Here is a 25,310-nt window from a genome sequence, read left to right as displayed (position 1 = left end):
TATGGGGGAGAATGTTTTATGACATTTGAGATCGAACGGAAGTTTCTGCTCGCAGTTCCTTACGAGTCTATTGGAGATCGCATTCAGGTGCGCTCGGAGCAGCGGATTGAGCAGACTTATCTGGCGCTGGAAGAGGATCAAGAATTACGTGTGCGTCGGATTACGGATGTCGGCAGCGGTGAAGTGACGTATACCCATACGTTCAAGAAGGGCTTTGGTATTAAACGTGAGGAAATAGAGTATTCGATTAATAAAGGGCTGTACGAGCAGGTCGTGACGGCTTTTGGGGCGGTAGCTCTGACGAAAAATCGGATTACAGCGGACTGGAACGATATCGTTATTGAGATCGATATTTACGACCAAATTCAACTGACGGTGCTGGAAGTGGAGTTTGATTCCGAAGAATCTGCGAATTCGTTTGCTGCACCGGGCTGGTTTGGTGAAGATATTAGCAGATCGAAGGAATACAGCAATAAGACGGTCTGGAAGCAGCTGCAGCAGAAGTAGGGAGGCGAGGGACATGCGGAAGCTTGTGTTTTTCGTTGGTGGAGCAGGCGCAGGGAAAACAACGCTGGCCAAAGCGCTGGCACGTAAGCGTGGTGTGACGGTACTGGATATGGACACGATGCTGCGTCCGGCTGCCGTACAGATTATGACTGTTGCAGGTCTTGATCCAAATGACCGTGATTCGGAAGAGTATAAGGTGCTATGCCGAGACCTTGGGTACCGGATTACGATGGATGCAGCGCTCGAAAATATTGAGATAGGTACCGATGTCTTTGTCATCGGACCCTTCACCAAAGAAACAAGCGATCCGTCTTGGATTGTGAAGGAATTAGCGGCGATTGGCGCCTCCCTTCATGATGTAGAAGTGAAGGCGGTTATCGTCTATTTGCAGGATGATCGGCTGCATTATAACCGGATCGAGCAACGTGGGCTTGAGACCGATCAATATAAGCTGGAACACTGGGACTCCTTCAGCCGCTCGCTTGTCAGACGAACGCTCGCTTGGGAGCTGCCGGAGTCATCGGTCTTGTACTATGATAATTCGCGGGAGTTAGATGAATCGGCGTTAGAACACCTGGAAAGGTTCGTGTTTGGTGATGTTATTTGATCCTACGATATTTGATAATTTGAAGGTTGCTTTGGAGAACCAGATCTATGATTTGGATAACCTGGATGAAAGAATCCGGGTTGTTGATCGTGTAGACAAGCTGGATATGGCGGTAATGTCCCGTGAGTTCGCGCTGCAGTTTGTGCTGGCTGGTGCGGAGCGGGAGAAGTGTGTGAAAGCCGAGGTTAAGCTTGATACGACCCTTCGTGATTTGGCTACTGAGCTGCTGGAGCTGCAGGAAGGAGATCCGCCGGGCTGCAGGCTCCGCTTGCTGTTCCATCTGTCAGTGACGGATGTGGAGGTGCAATGCCGCTTGATTGAAGAGGCTGTCAGGGAGAAATGGGGAACGGAGCTATTGCTCACTCAAAAGCTCAGCTTCATCTATGGTGAAGAAAGCGGACGTTACAGCAACACAGTAGAGCTTCGCTTCAACCGCCGCATTGACGAGGAGCAGATGAACGACCTGCCTGAGCTGCTTGAGCATATGATATCGACGCTTGAGGCGCTGGAGCTCCTGTAACCTCGGTACCCGGAAGAAATAAGACCCTGACAGGGTCTTATTTGCATTTCAGTTTCATTAAAGGTTCCGACTCCATAATAGGTTTTGTAAGCAGGACAAACTTAAACCTACTGAGGAGGAAATGAACATGAACAAGTACGTAAAAACATTTGGTATAACAGCAGCCATGGCGGTAATGGTACCACTAAGCGCATTCGCGGCAACCAGCCCAACAGCATCGACAACAGGAGCTGCTGCAACGGCACAAGTCCAAGCTGATGGCAGTATGAAACAAGCAGACGGGATGCATGGCCGTGGCGGATTTGGCGGTAAATTCATTTCTGACTCCGTATTGACGCTACTTAACCTGGATCGTGAAACACTCAATGAGAAGCTTGCTGTGGGCAGCACACTTGCAGAAATCGCAGCAGAGCAAGGTGTAGCGAGTGACGATCTGAAGGCGGCTTTAACCTCAGCATTCGAAGAGCGTCAAACCAATGATAAGAGTCAATTCTCTGCGAATTTAGATAATCTGATCAATACAGAACAGCTCGCCACAGGACGTGAAGACCGCAGAGGACGTGGTTTTGGACATAACCTGGATGCTGCTGCAACTGCGCTGAATATGACGGAAGATGAGCTGAAAACAGAGCTGCAAGCCGGCAAAACCATTGCAGCCATTGCCGATGAAAAAGGCATTAGCGAAGATACGGTGATTGCAGCGCTCGAAACAGCGATTAATGCTGACATTGATCAAGCTGTCACAGATGGCAAGCTGACAGCAGAGGAAGCGGTAACGAAGAAAGAAGAAACTGCCGCACAAGCTCAAAGCATCGTAAATGGTGAATTCAATCTCAAAGGTGACGGTTCGCATCATGGTGGTGGCATGAAACAGAAAGCCCAAACAGAAACAGACGATACTACAGCTGCTGAGACCAACGCTTAATGTAAGGCACGTAAATCGTCAGTAATCCCGGTAAATACCGCTGCTACAGCGGCAAATCACGTTTGCTGAAGGCGATAATGCCTGCGGCAAAGCTGGCGAGACCAATAGCAAGTAAGATTATTGCTGCAAGCAGCGGATGCCCGTTACCCGCAGCGATATCGCTTGGCCGGTACAGCGAGAAGATCGAGGCGTATCTCAGCCACTCGACGCTGCCGCTGATTTTGCCAAGCATATCGAGGGCGAACATCCCAAATACAATAAAACCAGAGGTGCCGAGAGCTTTTTTCTCATCGTTTATGATCGAAGACAGGAGAAAAGCGATACCACTTGCAGCTATAAACAGCATCCAAGCAACGACATTCATTTGAATATAACGTGCACCGTTAAATTCATACTTATCTCCGATAAACCAGATATACCCAAGCATTCCTGCTGCAGTTGTCACAACCATAATAAGCAGAAGTCCTGTGGACAGCACGCCTGCTTGCGTTGTGGCAACCTGCCGGCGGGTTGTTGGCGTGGAGAGCAAGTAAGCCATTGAGCCTTGATCCACTAAGCGGGCCATCAGTCCAGTAGATAGCATAATGCTGAAAATAGAAAGCAGAAGAGGTAATATAAGTCCGTAATATTCGCCAGAGATGAAGGCTTCCATACTGCCAAAGCCACCTTGAATATTAAAGGCGTTTACGATACCCTCGGGCATCGATTCCAGCAGTTCATTAAGTGCTCCCGTATTGTCCGCAATGCCGGGATAAAGCCAGAACATAAGCAGAATATAGAAGGCTGAGCCAAAAGCATAATTGCTCATCCCCTTCGCATGAATCTTCATCATTTGCTTGAATAATGGGAGGTTCATCAGCTAACAGCCCCCTTGTCAGCGCTTCGGTCGTAATATTGCATAAAGACATCTTCGAGATTTTGCGCCGTGATGTCCAGGCTGCGTACTTTATATTTCGCGGCTTCATGAATAAGCTCGTTGTAATTACCCTGCACAGCCACGGTCACCCTTCTTCCATCATGTGACTCTATCGGCACATTGCCACTCTGCACGAACGAACCCGCATCTTCCACATGCTCGAATACAATCACAAGCAGCTTCCGCTGCATCGATTGCAGCTCATGAATATTATTTGTTGCCACTAGGCGTCCATCCTTAATGATTGCGGCGCGATCACAAGTCCGTTCGATCTCCGGGAAGCTGTGTGACGACATGAGGAAAGTTGTGCCCCGGGCTTTCTCTTCCAGCACAAGCTCGATAAAGAGCTGCTGCATCAATGGGTCAAGGCCGGAAGTGGGCTCATCCAAAATAATAAACTCCGGGCTATGCATAAAGGCAGCGACGATGCCAACCTTTTGCTTCATCCCTTTGGACATTTTCCGGATAGGAGTATTCACATCGAATTGAAGCCGATTAATCAGCTGCTCGCGTTTCACAGAGCTGTCCACGCGCTGCATACGGGCCAGAAAATCTAAAAACTCCTTCCCCGACATCCCCTCAATAAACGCAATCTCTCCCGGCAAATACCCAACCAGCTTTTGCACCGCACCTTGCTTCTCCCAAGTATTAAGCCCCTTAATGGCTGCACTGCCGCGATCGGGCTTCATGAAGCCCATAATGTGGCGGATCGTTGTGGATTTTCCCGCACCGTTAGGCCCAAGAAAGCCAAATACCTCACCTTGCTCCACGGTGAAGGAGACATCAGTAATCCCTTTACCACCTGGAAAAAGCTTCGTTAAACCGTCTACGACCAGCATGCTGACCGCACCTCTTTTCGAAAAAAGTTATGAAATAATTAATGTCTTATATTTCATAATTATGATAGGCTTGGCCCAAACAGAAGTCAATGGGTTATGAAATATTTATGTGCTATAATTTCATTAATTCCTATTAAAGCCGGAGGGTAAAATGAACGGATTTGAAAAAAGAGCCGAGCAGCTGAAAGCAAGAATCAGGACGGTCGTCCTGGAGATGCTTCAAACCTGTGAGCCTAAAAATATTCGCATTGCCGATATCGCCGCAGAAGCAGGTGTGTCTCAGGTAACGATCTATAATTATTTTGGCAATAAGGAAGAGCTTATTCGGGATGTCTTCAAGCAATATTACTGGGGCAAAGTGGAGGAGTTTGAACGTTTTGTTGAAGGTCAGCCGTCCTTTAAGCAGTTTGTGGAGTACATCATTCTTGAGGATAAGGAGGCTTTCCGCAAATTCACACCAGCTGCCATTCAGGAAATGATGCGCTCGGACGAAGAGATCAGCCGGGATATCGATGAGATTTACCGGACGAAGGGTTTGCCGCTTGTTACCAAGCTTATTGAAGGCTACAAGCAAAAAGGAGAAATCTCGGATAAAGTATCAACGACTGCGATATTGGCCTATATCAACATGTTTAACGCACAATCTCGTATGCTGCTCGAACAAGCAGAGCAGAGCGGCCAAGGAGATGTCTTTTTTGAAGAGTTTATTCATCTGTTCTTCTACGGCATATGCGGGATTGAGCCTAGCCTCTAGGCAAATGGATTTATTGTTAGATTGCTATTCCTGCCTTGCTATTGGTACAATACACCGTAGTAGAGAAGACAAGGGAGCTGTATCGATTGACGAAAGCAAAGAAGAGCGGTATCGGGCAAGGAACGGGCAAGAAGGGCTGGAGCCGCTGGGATAAAGCAGCAAAGCAGAAGAGCGCCAAACGGATCTTCGGCAAAGGAACCAAAGCTGCAACTGACAAGAAGGAAGAAGCTGGCGGAGCCGGAGGCGGAGAAAAAGCAAGCAAGTGATTGCCTAAATTTCACATATCCGTTATAGTTGATTCAATTGCATAATGCGTGCGGGTGCTGGATAAAGTCCGGCTGAGATAGGTAACTTGTTTGCCTGACCGTTAATCTGAACCAGGTAATGCTGGCGTAGAGAACCGATTGAATTGTAACCATTCGTGTATTCTCGAGTGGTTTTTTCTGTTGTTCGAACGCCTTCATGTTTAGTTACCAATGGTTACTAAAGCAGAGGAGTGACAAGGAACAATGCAAATGCAAACACAAACAAGCAAGTTTAGCGAAAGACTGTATGAGAGCTCGAAGGTGATCTGGGAACAGAGCCATCGGCATCCTTTTCTCGAGGACTTAAAGGCTGGGATGCTGGATCCCGCGAAGTTTATTTTTTACCTCAAGCAAGACTACATCTACTTAATCGATTATGCCAAAATGTTCGCTTACGGCAGCATTAAGGCAGCGAACCTCCAAACGATGGGGAAATTCTCTGAGCTGTGCCACTCGATTCTTAATGTGGAGATGGGGCTGCATCGGCAGTATGCCGAGCGCTTTGGCGTCACCCAAGAAGAGCTGGAGAGAACGGAACCAACACCCACGACAATCGCTTATACCAAATACTTACTCGACGTTGCCGCGCATGGCTCTCTAGCTGAGGTTGCGGCTGCGGTGCTGCCATGTATGTGGAGCTACCGTGAGATTGGCGTTTTGTTCGCAGCTGAGCCTGGCGTAATGGACCATCCGCTTTACCGTGATTGGGTCCTGATGTACAGCTCTGAGGAGTTTGGCGAGCTGACGGACTGGTGCATCGGCATCATGGATCAACTGGCAGACGGATTACCAGAGCAGGAGCTTGCAAAGCTCGAGCAGCATTTCATTATGGCTTCCAAGCTTGAATATATGTTCTGGGATATGGCTTACAGGCTGGAAGGCTGGCCGGTGTGAGCGGGCAGCAAGTAACCGTAAAAGAAAGGTATGCAGGTTTATCGGTTAAGGGATTAACCTACCGATTTGATGGCGAGGAGCCGTTGTTCGAAGGGCTTGAAATGGACATTCCACAAGGGCAATTTGTCAGTATCGTGGCGGCAAGCGGCATGGGCAAAACAACCCTGTTTCGCCTGCTGGCGGGTCTTCTCCAGCCAAACTCCGGCACGATAAGTGTAGCTGGGGCTGGGCAAGGGCATGGGAAAGGAAGCCGCAGCGGGATTGGCTACATGCCACAACGAGACTGTCTGATGCCTTGGCGGACTGTGCTGGATAACGCAGCAATTGGGCTGGAACTTGCAGGAATATCAAAGCGGGATGCCCGAAGCAGAGTGCTTGAACTGCTGCCGGAATTAGGGCTGGCTGGTACGGAAGCGAAATATCCACATGAGCTGTCTGGAGGTATGCGGCAGCGGGTATCCTTCCTCCGCTCGCTGCTGGGCGGCGGGGAACTGCTGCTCCTTGATGAGCCATTCAGCGCACTTGATGCCATGACACGGGTCAGCATGCAGCAATGGCTGCTGCAGGTGTGGGAGAAGCATCGGAAGACGATTCTGTTCATCACGCATGATATCGACGAAGCGCTTCTGCTGTCGGATCGAGTGTTAATTGCAGCAACACGGCCAATCACCAAGCTGGAGGCGCTTGAGGTCGACTTGCCTCGTCCACGTACATACGAGACCACATTGGATGAACGGTTTGTGGCGCTCAAGCGGCAGCTGCTCCGGCAGCTTGGCCGGATCACCTCCACCTTGGAAGGAGGTGACAGCTGATGCGGAGATGGACAGAGAAGCTGCCGATTCTTTTATTTATTGTTCTTTTAGCGGCGTGCTGGGAAGTGGGAACGATGGTATTCGATATTCCACCTTATATCATTCCAAGGCTGTCGGATGTTTTCGCCGCGATTGGGGATAACGCAGCACTTCTAGGCAAGCATTTTGTCATAACGCTGTGGGAAGCGCTGCTTGGCCTAACCTTCTCCATCCTATGCGGCATGTTATCTGCGATCTGGATTGACAGCTCAAGCCTCGCGCGTAAGACGATTTATCCGCTGATCGTTGCTTCGCAGACGATTCCGATTATCGCGCTGTCGCCAATTATGGTCATGTGGTTTGGTTATGAGATGGGGAGTAAGGTTGCGGTCGTTATCTTATTTACATTCTTCCCAGTTGCGGTTAATACCGCAGATGGATTCCGTACAGCAGATCGCGAGATCGGAGAACTGCTTCGATCGATGGGTGCGGGAAGGGCACAGCTGTTCCTTAAATGGAAGATTCCTTCCGCGCTGCCTTCCTTCTTCACAGGACTCAAGATGGCAGCGGCCATCAGTGTTGGAGGTGCAACACTTGGCGAATGGCTTGGCGGTGAAGCTGGCCTTGGCGTATTTACGAAACGAGCGGCAAATATGCTGCGCGGCGACGATGTGTTCGCCGGAGTGCTGCTGCTGTCCCTAATGGGAGTTGCTTTATTTATTGCTGCACAATTCATAGAGAGACTGGTGCTTGGGCACCGGCGAAATGGTTAGAGTCAGTCATTTGAAAGGCAATTGAGGGGAGTTTTAATTATGTTTTGGTCTAATAATCGATTCATCAAATCAGGATTAGCCGTAGGACTCATATTCACTTTACTGCTGACAGCTTGTTCATCCACGAAGGACAGCAATAATTCCGGCAGCAGCGCAGGGAAAGAAAAAGAAACGGAAGAGTTGACCGTCTTATTGGATTGGTATCCCAATGCGGTACATACCTTTTTGTATGCGGCGGAGGAGCAGGGATATTTTGCAGAAGAAGGGCTTAAAGTTAAGCTGCAGATGCCTGCCGATACGACGGATGCGCTGAAGCTGGTAGCCACGGGCAAGGCTGATCTGGCGCTCAGCTATCAAATGCAAGTTGCATTAGCACGAGCGGAAGAGATTCCGGTTGTCTCCGTTGGGGCGATCGTCCGTCATCCGCTGAATCAGCTGTTTGTGCCGGAGGCATCTGGCATTAAGAGTCCAAAGGATCTTATCGGGAAAAAAATCGGTTATCCATCCGCTCCGCTTGATGAAGCGCTTGTTAACACGATGGTGCAGGCGGACGGAGGCGATCCGTCGAAATTAGATTATGTAGATATCGGCTGGGATCTGATCCCTGCGATGACGACAAAACGTGTTGACGGTATTATTGGTGGTTATATCAATCATGAGAAGCTGCTGCTCGAGAAGGAAGGCGAGAAGCTTACCTCGTTCAACCCAGCGGATTATGGTGTGCCAGATTATTATGAGCTTGTGCTGACGGCAAGCGAGAAAGAGCTCGACAGCAAAGGTGACACGATAAAACGTTTCCTTGCAGCTGCAGCCAAAGGTCAAGCGTATACGGCAAGCCATCCGGATGAAGCCTTACAGCTGCTGCTCGATAAGCAGAGTACAGACTTCCCGCTGGATGCTGATATCGAGAAGCAAAGCTTATCTATTTTGCTCCCGCTGATGGACGCGGGTGAAGAAGCTTTTGGCAGCCAGACGGAGGAGTCCTGGAACAAGGTGATTAATTGGCTGACGGAGCATGATCAGATTAAGACGCCGGTGAAGGCGGCGGATGCTTTCCGCAATTTGTAGGCAATATTGATTGATGCTTACGAAGTAAGAATCGCCACAATGGCCTTAAAGAGGCCATTAGTGTGACAATTCTTTAAGCGAATGCTTACGAAGTAAGAATCGCCACAATGGCCTTAAAGAGGCCATTAGTGTGACAATTCTTTAAGCGAATGCTTACGAAGTAAGAATTGCCACAATGGCCTTAAAGAGCCCATTAGTGTGACAATTCTTTAAGCGAATGCTTACGAAGTAAGAATTGCCACAATGGCCTTAAAGAGCCTATTAGTGTGACAATTCTTTAAGCAAATGCTTACGAAGTAAGAATTGCCACAATGGCCTTAAAGAGCCCATTAGAGTGACAATTCTTTTTAGGAGGTTTGGCAGATGGATGAGAGACTGGAGAGATATTCAAGGCAGATGCTGTTCGCCCCTATCGGCGAAAGTGGTCAGCAGAAGCTGAGCGAAAGCGCCGTATGCATCATTGGCATGGGCGCGCTTGGTACCGTACTGGCCAATCATATGGTTCGGGCAGGCGTTGGAATGGTTCGGATCGTGGACCGGGACTATGTGGAGAAAAGTAATCTGCAGCGTCAAATGCTGTACGACGAGGATGATGTACGGGAGGGGTATCCAAAGACGATTGCTGCCGAGCGGAAGCTTCGCCGGATCAACTCGGATGTGAAGATTGAAGCGGTAGTGGCGGATGTAACGGTCCATAATATTGACGATTTGCTTGACGGTATGGATCTGGTGCTCGACGGTACGGATAACTTCCAGACACGGTTCCTGCTGAATGATGCCTGTTTCCGCAAAGGTATTCCTTTCACCTATGGCGGTGCAGTAAGCTCGCGCGGCATGAGCGCGATTCTGGTGCCGGGCAAGACGCCTTGCCTGCGCTGCTTCCTGCCTTCGGCAGACAGCGGCGGCCAAACCTGCGATACGATTGGCGTTATTGCACCGGTTGTTGATATTGTCGCCTCCTACCAAGCGGTAGAGGCGCTTAAATATTTGGTTGAAGCGGACAAAGCAAGACGAAACAGTCTTGTTACGTTTGATCTGTGGAGCAATTACTACTATGAGATGAAGCTGGGTGAAGCGGCAAAAGAATGCCCTTGCTGTCAGCTCAAGGAATACCCGGCGCTGCAAATGACTGAGACGGATCAGACAGTCTCGTTATGTGGACGCAGTACGGTTCAGATCAGTGGACATGGGTCTATTAATCTGGAGCAATGGCATAAACGGCTGGAGCCTGCTGCGGTAAAGGTAGAGCTTAACGCGTATTTGCTGAAAGCCGAGCTGCCGGAAGGCGAACGGCTTGTCCTATTCCCAGATGGCAGGGTTCTTGTGCAGGGGACAGAGGATATTGTACGTGCCAAGACGTTGTATGCCCGGTATATCGGCTATTAAGAAAACCATTCATTAACACATAAGAGGGAGATGAGAGCAGGATGAAGGAGTTTCGTCTGTATGCGATCACGGGAGAACAGTTCCACCCAGGCCGAGAAATGCTGGAAGTGATGGAAGAAGCGATTAAGGGCGGTGTAGACATCGTTCAATTGCGGGACAAAGACAGCAGCCCTGAAGTAGTGCTAAATAAAGCAAAAGCGCTGCGTGAGCTGACCCGAAAATACGGTGTGACCTTTATCGTGAATGATTATATCGACATTGCGCTGGAAGTAGACGCAGACGGTGTTCATCTCGGACAGGATGATGTATCGCTTGTGGAAGCAAGACGCCGTGTTGGTAATAAAATCATCGGAATTTCCACGCATGCGATTGAGGAAGCGCTGCTTGCAGAGGAGCAAGGCGCCGACTATATCGGCGTTGGTCCAGTATTCCCAACGAAGACGAAGGTGGACGTTGTTGATCCAGTGACAGTTGCTTATGTGAAACAGGTTACGGAGCGGGTTAATATCCCATATGTTGCGATTGGCGGTATTAAGCTCAGCAATGTGGATGAGGTTATTGCAGCAGGAGCTACCCGTATTTGTGCGGTCAGTGAGATCGTCGGAAGCTCTGATGTCGCAGGTACCTGTCAGGCCTTCCTCCGCAAGCTGGAAGGAGCGGGGCAATCTCATGCAGCTGATCATTAATGGTGAGGCCAAAGAACTGGAAGCACGTACGATTCAGGATGTTGTTGTCCATTTTGGCTTAGAAGGGCGGCCGCTAGTCGTGGAAGCAGACGGCGAGATTATTGCGAAGGAACAGTGGCCGGACATCGAGGTTCGACCGCTGATGAAGATCGAGCTGGTTCATTTTGTTGGGGGAGGCTGAGCAGATGAAGAAGGATGTATGGCATATTGGAGGACATGAGCTGACCTCGCGGTTTTTTATCGGGACGGGATTATTCCCAAGCCCCTATGTGCAAAAGGAAGCAATCCGGGAGTCCGGGGCAGAAGTATTAACCTTCGCCATTCGCAGGATTAACCTCGCATCAACGGAGGATGATTCGATCCTGCAGCACGTGGAAGGTGAATCGTTCCAATACCTGCCGAACACGTCGGGAGCCAGCACAGCAGAGGAAGCGGTGCGGATCGCAAGACTAGCTCGTGCTTCAGGACTTAGCGATTGGATTAAGGTAGAGATCAGCGCGAATGAGCGCACGCTGCTGCCGGATCCGCTTGAGACACTGAAGGCAACAGAAATTCTGGTAAAAGAAGGATTTACGGTTCTCCCTTATACGTCGGATGATCCGATTCTGTGCAAAAGGCTGGAGGAAGCCGGAGCAGCAGCGGTTATGCCTGGCGCCGCCCCTATTGGTACAGGTCTTGGGATTCTGAACCCTTATAATATTGGCCTTATCGTAGAAGAAGCGAAGGTGCCGATTATCGTGGATGCAGGTCTTGGATCGGTCAGCGATGTCGCGCAGGCGATGGAGCTTGGTGTCTCTGGCGTATTAATGAATACGCCGGTAGCGAAGGCGAAGGACCCTGTTGGCATGGCACGGGCGATGAGACTCGCCATTGAAGCAGGCCGTCTGTCGTATTTGTCTGGACGGATATCGAAGAAGCGTTACGCCTCTGCAAGCAGCGGGCATGAACAGTTTATTGTGAAATAGTCATATCATCGTGGATTAATAAATAGAAAGCTGGTTTAACCATGGGAGAAACAATTGTCATTATGGGCGGAGGCGTTGTTGGTCTCTCCTGCGCTTTTGAGCTGCAGAAGCGGGGGCATCAAGTGACAGTAGTGGAGATTGGCCGCTGCGGCGGGCAAGCCTCCGGTGCTGCTGCCGGGATGCTGGCGCCTTACTCGGAAAATGTAGAAGGGCCGGACGACTTTTTCCATCTGTGCAAGGAAAGCTTACGGCTGTACCCGGCTTGGCGGGATGAGGTTCGCCGCATATCCGGTCGAGCCTTTGAATACACCGAATCGGGCAGCCTTTATATTGCCTACCATGAAGCTGATCGCCTGGCTCTAGAAGGGCGGCGTCTCTGGCAGAATGAGCATGCTTCAAGTGGTATTGTGCTGGAGGGGGATGCGTTGTTCCGTCAGGAGCCTATGTTGTCGCGCGAAGTAAAAGCAGCCCTATATACACCAGAGGAAAGCCATGTGTATGCGCCGGATTATGTTCTGGCACTTGAGCATGCATGCCGATTAATCGGTGTTCAGATCTTTGAGCAGCTAGGTAAGGTGACTGTTGCCGAATGGCGTAACGATATCGTTGTTGTCTCGCAGGATGGACAAAGCTTCACTGGCGATCGGCTCGTTGTATGCAACGGCGCGTGGGCGCAGGAACTGGAAGAGGCATTTGATATACGCATTCCGGTATACCCGATCCGTGGACAGATCTGTGCGTATGAGGCGGAAGTGAAGCCGGTGCAGCATATGGTGTTCTGCAATCAGGGATACCTCGTTGCCAAGGAGAACGGTACACTTGTCTGCGGTGCATCCGAGGATGTAGCGGGGTTTGATACAAGTGTAACGGAGCGTGGAATCGAGCGGCTGCGCAAATGGAATAAGCAGGCGTTCCCGTTCCTGGCGGAGCAGGAGCCATTCCATCGCTGGGCAGGCCTTCGGCCTTCCACGCAAGATGGTTTTCCGCTGCTCGGCCCTTTACAGCAATCTGCCGGCCGTGTCGTTATGGCGGCTGGCCATTATCGCAATGGTATTTTGCTTAGCCCGGTAACGGCACAGGTCGTTGCCGATTATATCGATGGCGGTAGTCCGTTATCGGCGTTTGCGCCTGAACGGTTCACTCATTAAATACAATAGAAAGGAGGTTAGAATTAAGATGTCGGAGTACATAAACGGGAAAGTGGCAAGAGCTTTGACGATTGCTGGTTCAGACAGCGGCGGCGGAGCCGGTATTCAGGCAGATTTGAAAACGTTCCAGGAGCTAGGCGTGTACGGCATGTCTGCCCTGACTGCAGTAACTGCGCAAAATACACTTGGTGTTCAAGGCGTATTCCCGCTTACAAAGGAAGCAGTAACGGCACAAATTCATTCCGTAGGCAGCGATATTGGTGTTGATGCGATGAAGACAGGAATGTTATTCAGCGCGGAGATCATCGAGGCGGTCGCAGAGGCGATTGTTTTCTTCGGTTGGACGAAGGTAGTGATTGATCCTGTGATGATTGCCAAAGGAGGAGCTTCACTGCTTCAAGCGGATGCGATCCGGGCGCTCACCCGCAAGCTGCTCCCGCTTACAATGATTATTACGCCTAACATTCCAGAAGCCGAGTATCTAACTGGGATGGGAATCCGCAATAAAGCAGATAAGGTAGAAGCAGCGAAGAAGCTTGTTGATTTTGGCGCCAAATATGTCCTTATCAAAGGCGGGCATGAAGCAGGAGCAGAAGCGGTTGATTTGTTGTTCGACGGCAGCAGCTTTAGCGAGTTGTCGGGCAAGCGAATCGAAACTGCGCGTACACATGGCACCGGCTGTACGTATTCGGCAGCTCTGACAGCAGGCCTCGCAGAGGGACTTGGAATAGAGGAAGCAGTACGTCAAGCAAAAGCGTACATTCAAGCAGCTATTGAGGATAGCATTGCTATCGGCAGTGGACATGGCCCGACCAACCACTGGGCTTACCGACGCAGAGGACTTGTCCCTCAATAGCATGTCTTGTCCTAATTCCGCTCTTTTGATCATAGATATGAGAAAGAGGAGCGTGAATAATGTGGAAGACAAGACGGTTAAGCGATATTACCGATTAAAGCAGAAGCAGAAAGAGATTGAGCAGGAATTATCTGAGCTGCGCGGTGAAATTGTGAAGCATTGTACCGAGCAGGAGCTCTCGGAACTTGAGATTGGAAGCTATAAAGTAAAGATTGTCTCACAGGAGCGCAAGGAATTCGACGAGACAAAGCTGTTCGCAGCTCTTCCGGATCCGGAAGTATGGCGGCTGCTCTCAAAGCCTGACTCCTCCAAAATCGCCGGTCTGATTAAGTTGAATGTTATTTCAGAAGATACAATCAAAGATACGTATTCCGTAAAGCACTTATCTCTTCTTCAGGTGGATAAAAAGTGAGTGAGCATAGCAGGGATCCCGTCCGCGAAATTTGGGCGGGATTTTTATTTACTTAATTATTGACAATATTAAGAATTGTGAGATAATTACAATAAGCTTAGTTCTCGGTACGCCGAGAAGCGGGGAAACCAATCTTTTGGGGCGAATCAGCCAGTCTTTGGCTGTAGGGAACCATCTATCCCGAGTCCGTCAGCTAACCTCGTCAGCTTGAGATGGGTCTTTTGCGAATAACATTGCGAATTATTAGACCCTTTAACAGGGTCTTTTTCTGTTTAAAGGCCCACATGCACACAGAGCATGCCTATGCTCTGTGCTGCTGGGGTCTTTTTTTATTTTTCATGGGGGTGGGATGGACTTCCCGGCAAGTAGGTGAGAAAGTCAACAAACCTTTTGGAGGGATGACGAATGGTACAACCAATGGCTGATAAAGGAAGATCGGCAGGGCTGTCAGAGGCGGAGAGAGAGCGGCTTAAGAAGCATTTTCGCGTCAATGATTACTACTTAAACTTGATTGACTGGGATGATCCGAAGGATCCGATCCGTAAGCACCTGATTGCAACAGCCGGGGAAGCTCACGGAGAGACCTTGGAGGACACTAGTGGCTGTAAGCATGTCTACCATTCGATGGCGTTGCTTTCCGTCTCCCATGCTGCAGAAGGACTTGCCTATATTGCAGAACATACCGAAATCCATAAAGTTGTACTGACTGGTGGAGACAGCCTCTTATTAGCTACATCTAAGCTGCGCCGAATTATTGAACAGCTGCGGGAAATGGATCATGTAGGTACGATCCGACTGGACTCTAGAATCCCGATCTTTAACCCGATGCGGATCTATGAGGATTCCGAGCTGTTAGATATGCTTCATAAGTTCTCAAGTCCAGAGAAACGGATTTATATCATGACTTCCATTAATCATCCGCGCGAAATAACGTTAGAAGCGAAGAAAGCCTTTAATGCGCTGCATCAGGCAGGAGCTATAGTCGTCAATCAAACCCCTATTGTTAAAGGCGTCAATAATGACCCGCTTGTACTAGGCAAGCTGATCGATCAATTGTCCAGAGCCGGGATTACGCCTTATTCCTTTATCGTTAACCGTCCTCATACCGCATACGCTGATTCCGTTTTGTCTCTGAAGAGCATTTTTTCTATTGTAGAGCAAGCAAAAGTACTGACCGCAGAGCTTGGCCAGCGCATCAGATTGTTAATGGCGCATACCTTTGGCAAGATTGAGCTTCTAGATATTGAAAGCGGCAAAGCCTATGTAAAATATCATCATTATAAAGAAGATGGCAATGGACGTTTCATGATGCTCGACTGTCCCCCAGAGGCTGCTTGGATTGATGATTTGACCGATCATGATGACCATACGGTATATATATCGCAGGAACAACTTCCTAAAGTGAATAAAGGATGTTCTTGAATTGAAGTAGAAGTAGTTAGGGATAGTAACTCACATCCCGGGAGGCTTCTATTTAATGAGAGAGTACAGTCAAGAACTAGTCAGTGCTTTACAGGCTCAGCAGGAAGAAGTAAGTTTGAACGGAACATCGGTTATTGTAAAAGGTAATCCGGAAGAGACAAGAGCAGGTTACTTGGATCCGTATGAGCTTAAACTGATCAGGCAGTGGATGGATGTCAGCCAGCAACAGGACCCACCTGCCGCGCCGCCTACACCGGAACAGCAGCTTCAGCTCATTCGAGATTCAATGGGTTTTCCGAATCGGAACTTGAATACGGTCGAGATATACACGGGTTATGAACGGATACAGCTTGGCGATAATGAGGTTGGCCTTTGGCGGTATTATCCGCGTAAATCGATGCGCAAGCCGAACAAACCCTGTCTCATTTATATTCACGGCGGCGGATGGATCGGCGGAACGGTATTTGCGGTTGAGAATCCATGCCGGCTGATTGCAGAACTGGCGGATGCTGTCGTCTTTAATATTGATTATTCGCTGGCACCGGAGCATAAATTCCCGAACGGTTTTAATGATTGCTTTAACGCCGTTCAATATATTTACGAGCATGCGGAAGAGTATGGCATAGACCGGAACCGGATCGCGGTTGGCGGCGATAGTGCTGGTGGCAACTTAACTGCAGCAGCAGCGCTCAAAGACCGGGATCTAGGCACTCGTATGATTGCCCAGCAAGTGTTGATCTATCCATGTGTCACCTTCCTTAATGATGTGAAAGGTTATCGCTGGGAGCTGTCGCAATTCGAGATGTCGGAAGAGCAAAGGGCGATGATTGATCCGATGCTTGGCATCGGACGACCTACGAAGGCTGATCCTGAAGGGAAAAAAGCATGGGAGCTTTATCTGCCAACCGAGGAGGACGTCCATAATCCCTATGTCAGTCCGCTTCTAGGGGACAGCAAGGGATTGCCGCGTACGCTTTGCATAGGAGCAGAATTTGATGGTTTGCGAATTCAGTCGGAAGTTTACAGCAAGCAGCTTGCTGAAGCGGGTGTTCCGGTTAAGACGATTCGTTACAAAGGCTGCACCCATGCGTTCATCGATCGCTTAGGCTTTGTACCGCAAGCCGAAGATCTGTGTATCGAGATTGCCGAAGCTTTAAAAGCATTATAATAGAAGAGGCACGGCTTTAAGCCGTAAGTGAGCCCGCTCTCTAATTATGGAGAGTGGGCTTAATTGTGAGAAAATATGAAAATTACGGATTATAGCATACGAACCACGAAGCAACAAGTAAGAAAATACTCATCAAAGCTCATATGATTCTCAGAAAGTGGGTGAACCTCATGAAACACCTAGTTTTCAGCATTCTTAACGCTTTCATTTACCGCTCGTTTCCAATTTTTGCGGGTACTATCCAGCTCTGAGCCTCTTTATAATTAGCCCTATCAACGAAGATAGGGAGTGAACAACAAATGAAATTTATGACAAAAATCGCGATGCTCTTGGTGGCTATCGCATTACCGGTAACAGCGCTGCTACATACGACGGCGGATGCCGCTTCGATGTCTGCAGATGCGAAGAGAGCAAAGGTTGTCCAAACCGCAATGAACTTGAAAGGTCATGTCAATTATGTAAGCTGGCAGAACCGTCAAGAGAAGAAAGCACCTTACGCAACAGATTGCTCCGGCTTTACTGCACTTGTATATAAACTTGCTAACGTTGGCGTTACTCTTGTAAACCGTGATGATGATGATCAAGCTAAAGTAGGTACAAAAGTAGGCTACGGCAACTTCAAAAAAGGCGACCTGTTGTTCTTCTGGAACAGCGGTTCGAAAAACCATAAAGACGTAGGTCATGTCGGTATCTACATCGGCAATGGAAAAATGATTCACAACGCAAGCCCTTCGGCTGACGTTATTGTTTCGGATGTTAACTCCAGCTATTATAAAACTCGCTTCATCGTGGGAAGACGCGTAATTAAATAAGGATAGCTTATTGATCGAGTTAACTAGCAAACTGCGTATTCGTATGTTCTTTCGACCGCTGTTGTTCGAGGGATTCCTTGAACGAGTTGGTTATGGTGGAATCCCCCGAACAAAGGCGGACGTTTCACTTCTCAAGAATCATACGAACTACTCCGTTTGGGTTTTAACTAAATCAAAAAAGCTAAACCTTATTATTACCTTTAGAGAAAACCGAAACAAAAATGGCCGTACGGGATATCCGTACGGCCATTTTTTATATGATTTCCGCGCTGAAGGAGGAGGGATCGCTAACGATATGATGCTTAACATGCTGGAGCATACGCTTCATACGGATGGCTTCTGGGTTGGTGGAATCCAGCTTTTTGAGATGTTGGGATAACGGGACGACCTTGAATTCACTTCGGCCGCCTGATTTTAATATTCGTGTCCACGTTGGAATGAAGTCGATCTTTTTAATACGGATCGAGCCGTCGTCCAATTTGCGAACTTGGAGCTGTGTAATGAGTCCTGTTAGGGTGTGGTCATTGTAGTAGAGGCGTGTTGAGATAATATTGCCGAGGGAATAGATAGCGAATTTTTGGATACCTGAGCCACTTTTATAGAAAACAGCCGGCTGGATCGTATGCGAATGAGCTCCCAGAATAATGTCTGCGCCATGTTTGAATAATAATTGCACCATGTCCTTTTGCTTTTGAACCGGATAATTGGCATATTCTCTTCCCATATGGAGAGAAACGATGATCAGATCGACTTTTTTAGCTTTCAACCGTTTCAGGTCGGAGACCATTTTGGTCGGGTTAATCAGATCGACTGCCCATTTATGGTCAGAAGGAACAGGGATTTTATTTGTTGTTTTCGTATAAGCGAGGAAACCGATCTTGATTCCCTTCACTTCTTTGATAACAGCTTGCTGCGCTTCACTAGGTGTACGGTACGTCCCGGTATGGGCAATACCTTTGTTATCTAGTATTCGGAGTGTCCGTTTCAGACCATTAATACCGTTATCCATACAATGGTTGTTGGCCGTTGAGACGAAGTCGAAGCCAAGATTTTTGAGTGTATCGGCAAAAGCGTCCGGACAGTTGAACATCGGCCAGTTCGTCCGCGGATGCCGCTTCACTACGCTGTAAGCGTCATCGGATGTTTTGCCCGCGAATACGGTTTCCAGGTTACCGATGGTCAGATCGGCGTTACGCAGGTAAGGGGCGATTGGCTCAAACAAATGGTCGAAGGAATAACCCTTCTCGCCTTTGCAAGAGTTGATGATTCGCGTCTTCATCAGGAAATCCCCGACCGCGGTTATCGTTATTTCCGTGCTCATGATTCATCTCCGTTTACTTGATGGTTTTCGGCAGCAGGCTGCGGGCATATTGAAAATGTGTATGCAGGGTTTGCTCCCACACCTTTTGGCCGTATAACTGCCTCATTATCATTTTCCCTGGTTTGATGTTAACCTCGAGCAGCCATAGTTTGCCGTGTGTATCAACTGCGAGGTCGATCCCAAGCTCGCAGAGCCGGGAACGATATGATCTCTCCATAAAGGAAGGAATGTATTCTGAAACCTCTCGAATCGAATTGGCGAGAGCGTCTCCTTTTTCGTCACCAAATTCTTTTTTTAGATAGGATCTCGCTTCAAAAGCATGACCGCCGCTCTTCAGGTTGGAGGTAATTCGTCCACGCCTTGCTTCACGCACGGCGATCCCCGTCGTTTGCCAGTCCCCTTCGTTTCTCTTTAGCATAAGTGACCGAATATCGAAGACAATACCCTGCTTGTTGCGGATATCGATCCACTGCTGCATGATATGCCGTTCTTTGCTTATGACCCTTTGGACATAAGAACGGAGACCCGCGGCATGCATCGTTTGTGTCATCTCTCCGTTGGTCTGAACTTTGAAATGATCCTTCTCCACGGTTACGCGAACGATACCTCTTCCGCCCCAGCCACTAATAGGTTTGAGCATGACGCTTCTATATTTTTTAAGAAAGAGGATAAAACTGCCCGCATTTTTCACCGGTTCTGTGGGTAGCAGATAAGGCTTTAGTACAGAAGACGAGACCAGATGCTTCTGAATCCGGATCTTATTGCCGATGCCGTAGCCGGTAAAAGGGAAAGAAGGTGCTTTTTTGACCAGAGTAGCTCTAGCGACATCGGAACCTTTATAAAACCCGATATCCATATTGATTTTTGGAAATGGCATGGTCTGCTTGCTCCAGGTTCCTCCGCGATAAATGTTGCCGGTAATTTTTCTGGTCGTTAAATTAACATCCCTAGGGGTGTATACAAGAATGCCGCTGAATTTCTCGGTGAGAGCCGATTTGGCATGTCTGGCAAAGCTGCCCGGATGGCCAATCCGATGAGTCATGATTCCTAAGATGTCGCTCATCTGTCGTTCTCCTGTCCTGTGGCTTGGGCTGATATCGGAACTGTATATTATCATATGAAGCATGACATTTGTCCGGCATGGGATAAATGCCTATTCCTAAACGGGCAGGAGGCTAATGAAGGTACTTTTTACTCGTTCAAGGAATAGTATGGAGCAAGCGATTAGCCTAATGTATAAGGACATGTAACCGCTGTTGCCAACGGAGGAGATTCCAACATGAAAGGCTATATGATTAAATATCCGGGGAGAAAATGGTTAAAGCATGTGGCACTGTCGGGTGAAGAGGAAATTCGGGATTTACTGCCGGATACCGAGCAATTCACGCCAAAAGGCTTCATTAACATGATTGAACTTTATCCCGTTCTGTTCGTGAAGCCGGATCTCGGTATGAAGGGTCAGGGCGTTATGAAAGTCACCTATAAAGACGGAACAGTTGTCATTCGTACCGAAGGGAATCGTTATTCCTACCAGAGTACGAAGGTGGCCGCCTTTAAGCTGAAGCAATTGATCGGATCGAAAAAATATATTATGCAGCAAGGCATTGATCTGATTCAGATCGACGGGAACCCGATTGATTTTCGCATCCTTATGCATCTGCGGAGGGATGGGACGTGGAAGTTTTTTGGCGTTATGGGCAAGGTGGCTGCACCTAACCGGTTTGTGACCAATCACAGCAGCGGAGGAAAAGCGATTCGGCTGCATCATGCGCTGGGCATCACGAAGCAGGAGTGCGGATCATGGGAGAAACAGCTGCGTGATTATGCTTACAAGATCGCGCTGGGGATGAAAAAGCATTTTCCACTTATTAGCGAGCTTGGCCTTGATATCGCTATCGATAAGAGCAATAACATTTGGCTGCTGGAAGCTAACACCAGGCCGCAGTTCCAGCTGTTCCGCCACCACTCCAATCCAAAGCTATACGCGCAAATTGCCTCTTCAGTGAAGCATATCCGGGCGGACGAGTGAGCTGGGACGTAGTTATAAAAATATCGGATGGTGTATAATGGAAGTGATCAGCATGTGAAGCACTCCGCTCTTTTCCGTCACTGATGGAGAGGGGCGGTTATTTTTATTTTTAGGGGGATGATTTGCATGAGATCAGCTCCTTTTAGACTATAATTGGGTCGAATTACGTCGAATATTTTACTTTTGGGGAACCGTTAAAGTATGATGGATACATAGAGTTTACGTGAGATTACCGTGGTATGGAGGGAATTCCCATTACGAACATTATGTTGAACGATGCAATGACGATGTTGAAGCTGACAAGCCGGACTTTTTATATTCCAATCAGCAAGCTGATACCTGAATTGAGAGAAGCAGTGTCGTCTGCTTACCTCTGTATGAGAGCGATTGATGAGGTCGAGGATGACGAGAAAATGCCGGCACCCATCAAGAAAGAACTCCTGCTTGGAGCAGCTGAGGCGATGAAATCGCCAAACATGGAGGAAGCGCTTCACCAGTTATGGGAGCCTCACCGCGATGCGCTGCCAGAAGTAACTTTGCGAATGAACGAATGGGCGCAGCTTTGCCCCGCAGGCATCGCGCCGACGGTATTCAACTATATTAGGATGATGGCCGAGCAGATGTCGGAGTGGGTTGGCACGTCGTGGAATATCCATACGGAAGAGGATTTGGACAAATACACATACAGCGTTGCTGGTATGGTTGGCGAGATGTTGTCCGATATTTGGCGCTGGTATGACGGAACCGAGACTGACCGGGACAAAGCGGTAGCATTTGGCCGTGGTCTGCAAGCGGTTAATATTATGCGCAACCGTGCGGAGGATCTGGAGCGTGGTGTTGACTTCTTCCCGGATGGCTGGGATTTGAAGGATATGCTTCGTTACACCCGCCGCAACCTGAAGAAGGCAGATGAATATCTTGCTGATTTGAAAAAAGGTCCTGCGCGAAGCTTCTGCCAAATTCCATTGTCGCTCGCACATGCTACGACTAACCTTATTGCTATCGGCGGCAATAAATTGACTCGGGATGCCGTGCTGAAGATCGTCAGCAAGATCAAGTAACCTTATAAAAAGAAAGTGCCCCACAGCATCGGGCTGTGGGGCTAAGTATTTATATTATTAAAAGGGGGGTTGAGACCTATTATAGGCGATGTTCATTAAAGAAAGATGAACATTAGATTGCGAAAATGTTACAAATATTAACCAAACGATTCCAATCGCCTAAATTAGTCTATGCCCGCCATCCACATGAAGGACGGTTCCTGTAACAAAAGTATTCTGAATTAGAAACAATACGCTTTGAGCGACATCGGATGCAGAGCCAACACGTTTCACCGGAAGCTTATCGGCAATCGTATCGTAAAATTGCTCGCGAGCATCCAGCGACATCTTGCTGCGAGATGGAGTATCGATAATACCAGGCGAAACCACGTTAACGCGAATTGGAGCTAGCTCAAGGGCAAGCGTCTGTCCGAGATTCGAAACGGCGGCATTCACCGCACCAAGCGCCGCGGAACCAACCATCGTTTTATAAGCGACCACTCCAGAAAACAAAGTAATCGATCCGTTTGCGGTCAACTGTGAAGCTCCATATTTGGCCGCATAATATTGCCCCCAGAACTTATTTTCAAACAATTGGCGGGATGCCTCAGAGTCTGTCACCAGAAACTTACCACCCGATGTCTCCGCTGCGCTGATTACCAAATGATTATAGCTTCCGATCTCCTCGAAAAACCCTCTCACTTGTTCTTCATCCGTCGTATTCAGTACATGAATGAAAACAGAACCATTTAACTGTTCTTTAGCTGCCTGCAGCTTTGCCTTTGAGCGACTTGCGATGACCACATCAGCGCCTTGTTCAAGAGCTTGCCGTGCCGTTTCCAGTCCAATTCCCGAGCTCCCTCCAATAATAACAACCTTTTGATTATGCAGCATACCGATTCCTCCCAAGTGGAATGATTTGAAACTATCCTTTTAATGAGCAAAGCATAGCTTTAATAATTCCATTTGGGAAGTAGTGTTATTTTATTCACATAGTTTCCGAAAAGTAAGTTTTGGATGACAATGCGGCATACACGGTGCTGAAATTATTTTCCTTGTAGGGTAAGTCCAAACCTTTTCAGCTCTATAAAAATACTTTCCAACTGCCTGCCTCGCTCAGTCATCGTATATTCCACTCTTGGAGGAACCTCCGGATATACGGTTCGTTTAACGATGCCCTGTGCCTCCAGTTCTTTAAGCCTTAGCGACAGCGTCTTGGGGCTGATGCCCTCCATTCCTTTCAGAAGATCGCTGAATCTCAAGGTTCCTTCCAGCAGCAGATCACGGACAATAAGAAACGTCCATTTTGTACCGATGACGTCTAGTGTGGCTTCAATCGGACAGGGCTCACCGGGAGTCCCTTTATTTAATACAATCGGTTCTAGCATGCTGTAACCATCCTTTTCTGACCCGTTTATTTCTCTCATAGTAGCATCATAATAGGCTGCTGTGTAGGCGTACATGTCCAAGCCAATTGCCAATCCATGAATACGATAAAAGGCAAGTATTCTCTAGTAAAAGGGGGGATGGACATGGGCTTGAAAGGTAAAGGTGTGCTGGAAAACCAGGTCTATTCGAATCGGGTTGTTCGATCGGAATTCGATAAGAACTGGAAGACAGTCATTACGAGAAGCGGGTATGTCGTCTATATTGCGCAAAGAAACCACGCTCAAGTGACGGTGCTGCTGACTACAGGGGCGAGAAAGCTGATAACTTTTAACAAGGGCGGAAAAGTTATCGTAGGCTCAGGCGGCATTAGTCATTACAGCAAACCGCATTTGGCACAGGATATTTAAGCAGCGCGGCCTCTTGGAGCCGATTGGAAGGGCTAGGTATGGCCAAGCCATACGGTATCCAAGAGGAGGCTTTTTATAGTAAAATGTGCTTGTTAGCAATCGGATGCAGGGAGAGGAAGTAACCATGAACGATTTGATGAAAACATTACTTGCGCAGGAAGAAGAGCTGCAGTTCGACTCATTTACGCATGATGATGCACTGCAATTAGGAAATATCGTCGTGCAGCATGCGAAGGATGTTATTGGCAAAGGGATCGCCGTACATATCGAGAACGATGAGCATCCGCTCTATACCCATTACATGGCAGGTACTTCAAAGGAAAATATATATTGGGTGAATACGAAGAAGAATGTTGTGAACCATTTTGGCCACAGCTCTTTATATGTTGGTGAGATGTTCCGTGATCAAGGGACAACCTTCCCTGAAAGCTCCGGTCTTCCACTGTCGGAATACCAAGGGGAAGGCGGCTCGTTCCCGATTGTTGTCCGCGGCCAAGGAAAGATCGGCACTATTACGGTATCCGGTCTAACTGGTGAGGAAGATCATCAAGCGGCGGTTGACGGGATCCTTAAGTTTTTGGCGAGGTAAAATAGATGAGTACGTAAGGAACAAACACCTCCGATTCAGCATCTTGAATAATGGGGGTGTTTTTTCATTCGTTATTTGGAGGCAGACGATGAAGATAAAGGCGATATTTCTCGACTTTTATGGAACGTTAGTGCATGAGGATGACGATATTTTGCCTCCGATCTACGAGGAAATTCGTCAAAGCTCTTCCGTTGATTGCGACGCTCGGGAGATCGGTCAATACTGGTGGAAGTCGCTCTCCAGCTTGTTTTCCGTCAGCTATGGGGATGCTTTCAAAAGTCAGAGGGAACTTGGACTACAGTCGCTTGCTGAGACAATTGAACATTTCCAATCTGGCAGTTCGGCAAAGCAGCTTATCAGGCAGCAGTTTGAGCATTGGATGAGGCCGGAGTTATATGAGGATACGCTTTCGTTCCTCACGACTTTCAGCCATCTCCCGATTTATATTTTATCTAATATCGATACAGCTGATATTGCAGCTGCGGCTGCTTTTCACGGCATTGAGGTCACAGATGTTCTGACGAGTGAAGACGTACGGGCTTATAAGCCTCGCCCGGAGTTATTCCTTGAAGCTATGAGAAGATACGGCTTAAAGCCGGAGGAGATCGTACATATCGGTGACTCTTATGTAAGTGATGTTGTTGGTGCAAGTGCGCTGGGCATTAAGACGATTTGGTTGAATCGGCTGCATAAGCGGAGCCACAAGGGGCGAAGCCGGACTTTATTTGTCATGATTTAAGAGAAGCGGAGCAGTGGATGCTTCAGGCTATGGAATAGAACA

31 protein-coding genes and 1 riboswitch are annotated in these 25,310 nt (G+C 48.4%); of the genes, 25 read left to right on the top strand and 6 right to left on the bottom strand.

Features of this window, described 5'->3' with window-relative positions; translation table 11 throughout:
• The first annotated feature begins 18 nt into the window (after nucleotides 1-18).
• From AC0YNT_RS20075 to AC0YNT_RS20060, 4 genes are all read left to right on the top strand, one after another.
• Complete coding sequence (locus AC0YNT_RS20075; protein WP_475806227.1) at nucleotides 19-507, top strand: CYTH domain-containing protein; 489 nt, start codon at nucleotides 19-21, stop codon at nucleotides 505-507.
• A gap of 13 nt (nucleotides 508-520) precedes the next feature.
• Nucleotides 521-1,114: a P-loop nucleotide/nucleoside kinase family protein gene (locus tag AC0YNT_RS20070; protein ID WP_475806226.1), complete on the top strand. Its 594-nt coding sequence runs from the start codon at nucleotides 521-523 to the stop codon at nucleotides 1,112-1,114.
• Nucleotides 1,104-1,634 carry a hypothetical protein gene (locus tag AC0YNT_RS20065; RefSeq protein ID WP_475806393.1) on the top strand — a complete coding sequence of 177 codons (531 nt, stop codon included), beginning with the start codon at nucleotides 1,104-1,106 and terminating at the stop codon, nucleotides 1,632-1,634. Before AC0YNT_RS20070 ends, AC0YNT_RS20065 begins: the two co-directional genes overlap by 11 nt.
• Nucleotides 1,635-1,761: 127 nt before the next feature.
• A complete protein-coding gene (locus AC0YNT_RS20060) occupies nucleotides 1,762-2,559 on the top strand; it encodes a hypothetical protein (protein WP_475806225.1) in 798 nt (265 codons plus the stop codon).
• Between the two features lie 43 nt (nucleotides 2,560-2,602).
• Here the strand turns inward: AC0YNT_RS20060 and AC0YNT_RS20055 are convergent, their stop codons facing one another.
• Both AC0YNT_RS20055 and AC0YNT_RS20050 read right to left on the bottom strand, forming a co-directional pair.
• The gene (locus tag AC0YNT_RS20055) at nucleotides 2,603-3,415 is read right to left on the bottom strand and encodes an ABC transporter permease subunit (RefSeq protein ID WP_475806224.1); all 813 of its coding nucleotides are present in this window, start codon (nucleotides 3,413-3,415) and stop codon (nucleotides 2,603-2,605) included.
• The gene (locus AC0YNT_RS20050) at nucleotides 3,415-4,314 is read right to left on the bottom strand and encodes an ABC transporter ATP-binding protein (RefSeq protein WP_475806223.1); all 900 of its coding nucleotides are present in this window, start codon (nucleotides 4,312-4,314) and stop codon (nucleotides 3,415-3,417) included. Before AC0YNT_RS20050 ends, AC0YNT_RS20055 begins: the two co-directional genes overlap by 1 nt.
• A gap of 151 nt (nucleotides 4,315-4,465) precedes the next feature.
• On the opposite strand from AC0YNT_RS20050, the gene AC0YNT_RS20045 reads away from it, so the two are divergent.
• The 16 genes from AC0YNT_RS20045 (at nucleotide 4,466) to AC0YNT_RS19970 (ending at nucleotide 17,754) form a co-directional block, all read left to right on the top strand.
• Complete coding sequence (locus AC0YNT_RS20045; protein WP_475806222.1) at nucleotides 4,466-5,068, top strand: TetR/AcrR family transcriptional regulator; 603 nt, start codon at nucleotides 4,466-4,468, stop codon at nucleotides 5,066-5,068.
• A gap of 86 nt (nucleotides 5,069-5,154) precedes the next feature.
• The gene (locus AC0YNT_RS20040; RefSeq protein ID WP_475806221.1) at nucleotides 5,155-5,334 is read left to right on the top strand and encodes a DUF3934 domain-containing protein; all 180 of its coding nucleotides are present in this window, start codon (nucleotides 5,155-5,157) and stop codon (nucleotides 5,332-5,334) included.
• Nucleotides 5,335-5,583: 249 nt separating this feature from the next.
• Nucleotides 5,584-6,267, top strand: a complete 684-nt coding sequence (gene tenA, locus AC0YNT_RS20035) for a thiaminase II (RefSeq protein ID WP_475806392.1) — start codon at nucleotides 5,584-5,586, stop codon at nucleotides 6,265-6,267.
• Nucleotides 6,264-7,079 (top strand): ABC transporter ATP-binding protein, encoded by an 816-nt coding sequence (locus AC0YNT_RS20030; RefSeq protein WP_475806220.1) that lies wholly within the window; start codon nucleotides 6,264-6,266, stop codon nucleotides 7,077-7,079. Before tenA ends, AC0YNT_RS20030 begins: the two co-directional genes overlap by 4 nt.
• The gene (locus AC0YNT_RS20025; protein WP_475806219.1) at nucleotides 7,079-7,831 is read left to right on the top strand and encodes an ABC transporter permease; all 753 of its coding nucleotides are present in this window, start codon (nucleotides 7,079-7,081) and stop codon (nucleotides 7,829-7,831) included. Before AC0YNT_RS20030 ends, AC0YNT_RS20025 begins: the two co-directional genes overlap by 1 nt.
• A 39-nt stretch (nucleotides 7,832-7,870) precedes the next feature.
• Nucleotides 7,871-8,899, top strand: coding sequence for an ABC transporter substrate-binding protein (locus AC0YNT_RS20020; RefSeq protein WP_475806218.1), 1,029 nt, complete (start codon nucleotides 7,871-7,873; stop codon nucleotides 8,897-8,899).
• A 363-nt stretch (nucleotides 8,900-9,262) separates the two neighbouring features.
• Entirely contained in the window at nucleotides 9,263-10,285 is a 1,023-nt protein-coding gene (locus AC0YNT_RS20015; protein WP_475806217.1) for a thiazole biosynthesis adenylyltransferase ThiF, read from the top strand.
• 41 nt (nucleotides 10,286-10,326) lie between these two features.
• On the top strand, nucleotides 10,327-10,971 hold the full coding sequence (gene thiE, locus AC0YNT_RS20010; protein WP_475806216.1) for a thiamine phosphate synthase: 645 nt from the start codon (nucleotides 10,327-10,329) through the stop codon (nucleotides 10,969-10,971).
• Nucleotides 10,955-11,152 (top strand): sulfur carrier protein ThiS, encoded by a 198-nt coding sequence (thiS, locus tag AC0YNT_RS20005; RefSeq protein WP_475806215.1) that lies wholly within the window; start codon nucleotides 10,955-10,957, stop codon nucleotides 11,150-11,152. The genes thiE and thiS overlap by 17 nt, the downstream gene beginning before the upstream one ends.
• Nucleotides 11,153-11,156: 4 nt before the next feature.
• On the top strand, nucleotides 11,157-11,936 hold the full coding sequence (locus AC0YNT_RS20000; protein WP_475806214.1) for a thiazole synthase: 780 nt from the start codon (nucleotides 11,157-11,159) through the stop codon (nucleotides 11,934-11,936).
• Between the two features lie 41 nt (nucleotides 11,937-11,977).
• On the top strand, nucleotides 11,978-13,084 hold the full coding sequence (gene thiO / locus AC0YNT_RS19995) for a glycine oxidase ThiO (RefSeq protein WP_475806213.1): 1,107 nt from the start codon (nucleotides 11,978-11,980) through the stop codon (nucleotides 13,082-13,084).
• 28 nt (nucleotides 13,085-13,112) lie between these two features.
• Nucleotides 13,113-13,940: a bifunctional hydroxymethylpyrimidine kinase/phosphomethylpyrimidine kinase gene (thiD, locus tag AC0YNT_RS19990; RefSeq protein ID WP_475806212.1), complete on the top strand. Its 828-nt coding sequence runs from the start codon at nucleotides 13,113-13,115 to the stop codon at nucleotides 13,938-13,940.
• Nucleotides 13,941-14,001: 61 nt separating this feature from the next.
• Nucleotides 14,002-14,352, top strand: coding sequence for a hypothetical protein (locus AC0YNT_RS19985; protein WP_475806211.1), 351 nt, complete (start codon nucleotides 14,002-14,004; stop codon nucleotides 14,350-14,352).
• A gap of 84 nt (nucleotides 14,353-14,436) precedes the next feature.
• Nucleotides 14,437-14,573: riboswitch (cyclic di-AMP (ydaO/yuaA leader) on the top strand.
• A 184-nt stretch (nucleotides 14,574-14,757) separates the two neighbouring features.
• On the top strand, nucleotides 14,758-15,774 hold the full coding sequence (locus tag AC0YNT_RS19980) for a KamA family radical SAM protein (RefSeq protein WP_475806210.1): 1,017 nt from the start codon (nucleotides 14,758-14,760) through the stop codon (nucleotides 15,772-15,774).
• Nucleotides 15,775-15,829: 55 nt separating this feature from the next.
• Nucleotides 15,830-16,942, top strand: a complete 1,113-nt coding sequence (locus AC0YNT_RS19975; RefSeq protein ID WP_475806209.1) for an alpha/beta hydrolase — start codon at nucleotides 15,830-15,832, stop codon at nucleotides 16,940-16,942.
• 299 nt (nucleotides 16,943-17,241) lie between these two features.
• On the top strand, nucleotides 17,242-17,754 hold the full coding sequence (locus AC0YNT_RS19970) for a C40 family peptidase (protein ID WP_475806208.1): 513 nt from the start codon (nucleotides 17,242-17,244) through the stop codon (nucleotides 17,752-17,754).
• Between the two features lie 253 nt (nucleotides 17,755-18,007).
• Here AC0YNT_RS19970 and AC0YNT_RS19965 read toward each other — a convergent pair whose 3' ends face one another.
• Both AC0YNT_RS19965 and AC0YNT_RS19960 read right to left on the bottom strand, forming a co-directional pair.
• Entirely contained in the window at nucleotides 18,008-19,075 is a 1,068-nt protein-coding gene (locus AC0YNT_RS19965; protein WP_475806207.1) for a CapA family protein, read from the bottom strand.
• A 13-nt stretch (nucleotides 19,076-19,088) separates the two neighbouring features.
• The gene (locus AC0YNT_RS19960) at nucleotides 19,089-20,138 is read right to left on the bottom strand and encodes a YheC/YheD family protein (protein ID WP_475806206.1); all 1,050 of its coding nucleotides are present in this window, start codon (nucleotides 20,136-20,138) and stop codon (nucleotides 19,089-19,091) included.
• 216 nt (nucleotides 20,139-20,354) lie between these two features.
• On the opposite strand from AC0YNT_RS19960, the gene AC0YNT_RS19955 reads away from it, so the two are divergent.
• A complete protein-coding gene (locus AC0YNT_RS19955) occupies nucleotides 20,355-21,104 on the top strand; it encodes a YheC/YheD family protein (RefSeq protein WP_475806205.1) in 750 nt (249 codons plus the stop codon).
• Nucleotides 21,105-21,343: 239 nt separating this feature from the next.
• The gene (locus AC0YNT_RS19950; RefSeq protein WP_475806204.1) at nucleotides 21,344-22,165 is read left to right on the top strand and encodes a squalene/phytoene synthase family protein; all 822 of its coding nucleotides are present in this window, start codon (nucleotides 21,344-21,346) and stop codon (nucleotides 22,163-22,165) included.
• Between the two features lie 159 nt (nucleotides 22,166-22,324).
• Here AC0YNT_RS19950 and AC0YNT_RS19945 read toward each other — a convergent pair whose 3' ends face one another.
• Complete coding sequence (locus tag AC0YNT_RS19945) at nucleotides 22,325-23,038, bottom strand: SDR family oxidoreductase (RefSeq protein ID WP_475806203.1); 714 nt, start codon at nucleotides 23,036-23,038, stop codon at nucleotides 22,325-22,327.
• Between the two features lie 152 nt (nucleotides 23,039-23,190).
• A complete protein-coding gene (locus AC0YNT_RS19940) occupies nucleotides 23,191-23,532 on the bottom strand; it encodes a winged helix-turn-helix transcriptional regulator (RefSeq protein WP_475806202.1) in 342 nt (113 codons plus the stop codon).
• Nucleotides 23,533-23,676: 144 nt separating this feature from the next.
• Here AC0YNT_RS19940 and AC0YNT_RS19935 point away from each other — a divergent pair, with 144 nt between their 5' ends.
• The 3 genes from AC0YNT_RS19935 (at nucleotide 23,677) to AC0YNT_RS19925 (ending at nucleotide 25,268) form a co-directional block, all read left to right on the top strand.
• Entirely contained in the window at nucleotides 23,677-23,940 is a 264-nt protein-coding gene (locus AC0YNT_RS19935; RefSeq protein WP_475806201.1) for a hypothetical protein, read from the top strand.
• A 124-nt stretch (nucleotides 23,941-24,064) separates the two neighbouring features.
• Nucleotides 24,065-24,529, top strand: a complete 465-nt coding sequence (locus tag AC0YNT_RS19930; protein ID WP_475806200.1) for a heme-degrading domain-containing protein — start codon at nucleotides 24,065-24,067, stop codon at nucleotides 24,527-24,529.
• Nucleotides 24,530-24,617: 88 nt separating this feature from the next.
• The gene (locus AC0YNT_RS19925) at nucleotides 24,618-25,268 is read left to right on the top strand and encodes an HAD family hydrolase (RefSeq protein WP_475806199.1); all 651 of its coding nucleotides are present in this window, start codon (nucleotides 24,618-24,620) and stop codon (nucleotides 25,266-25,268) included.
• Nucleotides 25,269-25,310: the final 42 nt, after the last annotated feature.

This window comes from Paenibacillus sp. J22R56 (assembly GCF_056269375.1).
This window is presented reverse-complemented; position numbering and strand designations above follow the sequence as displayed.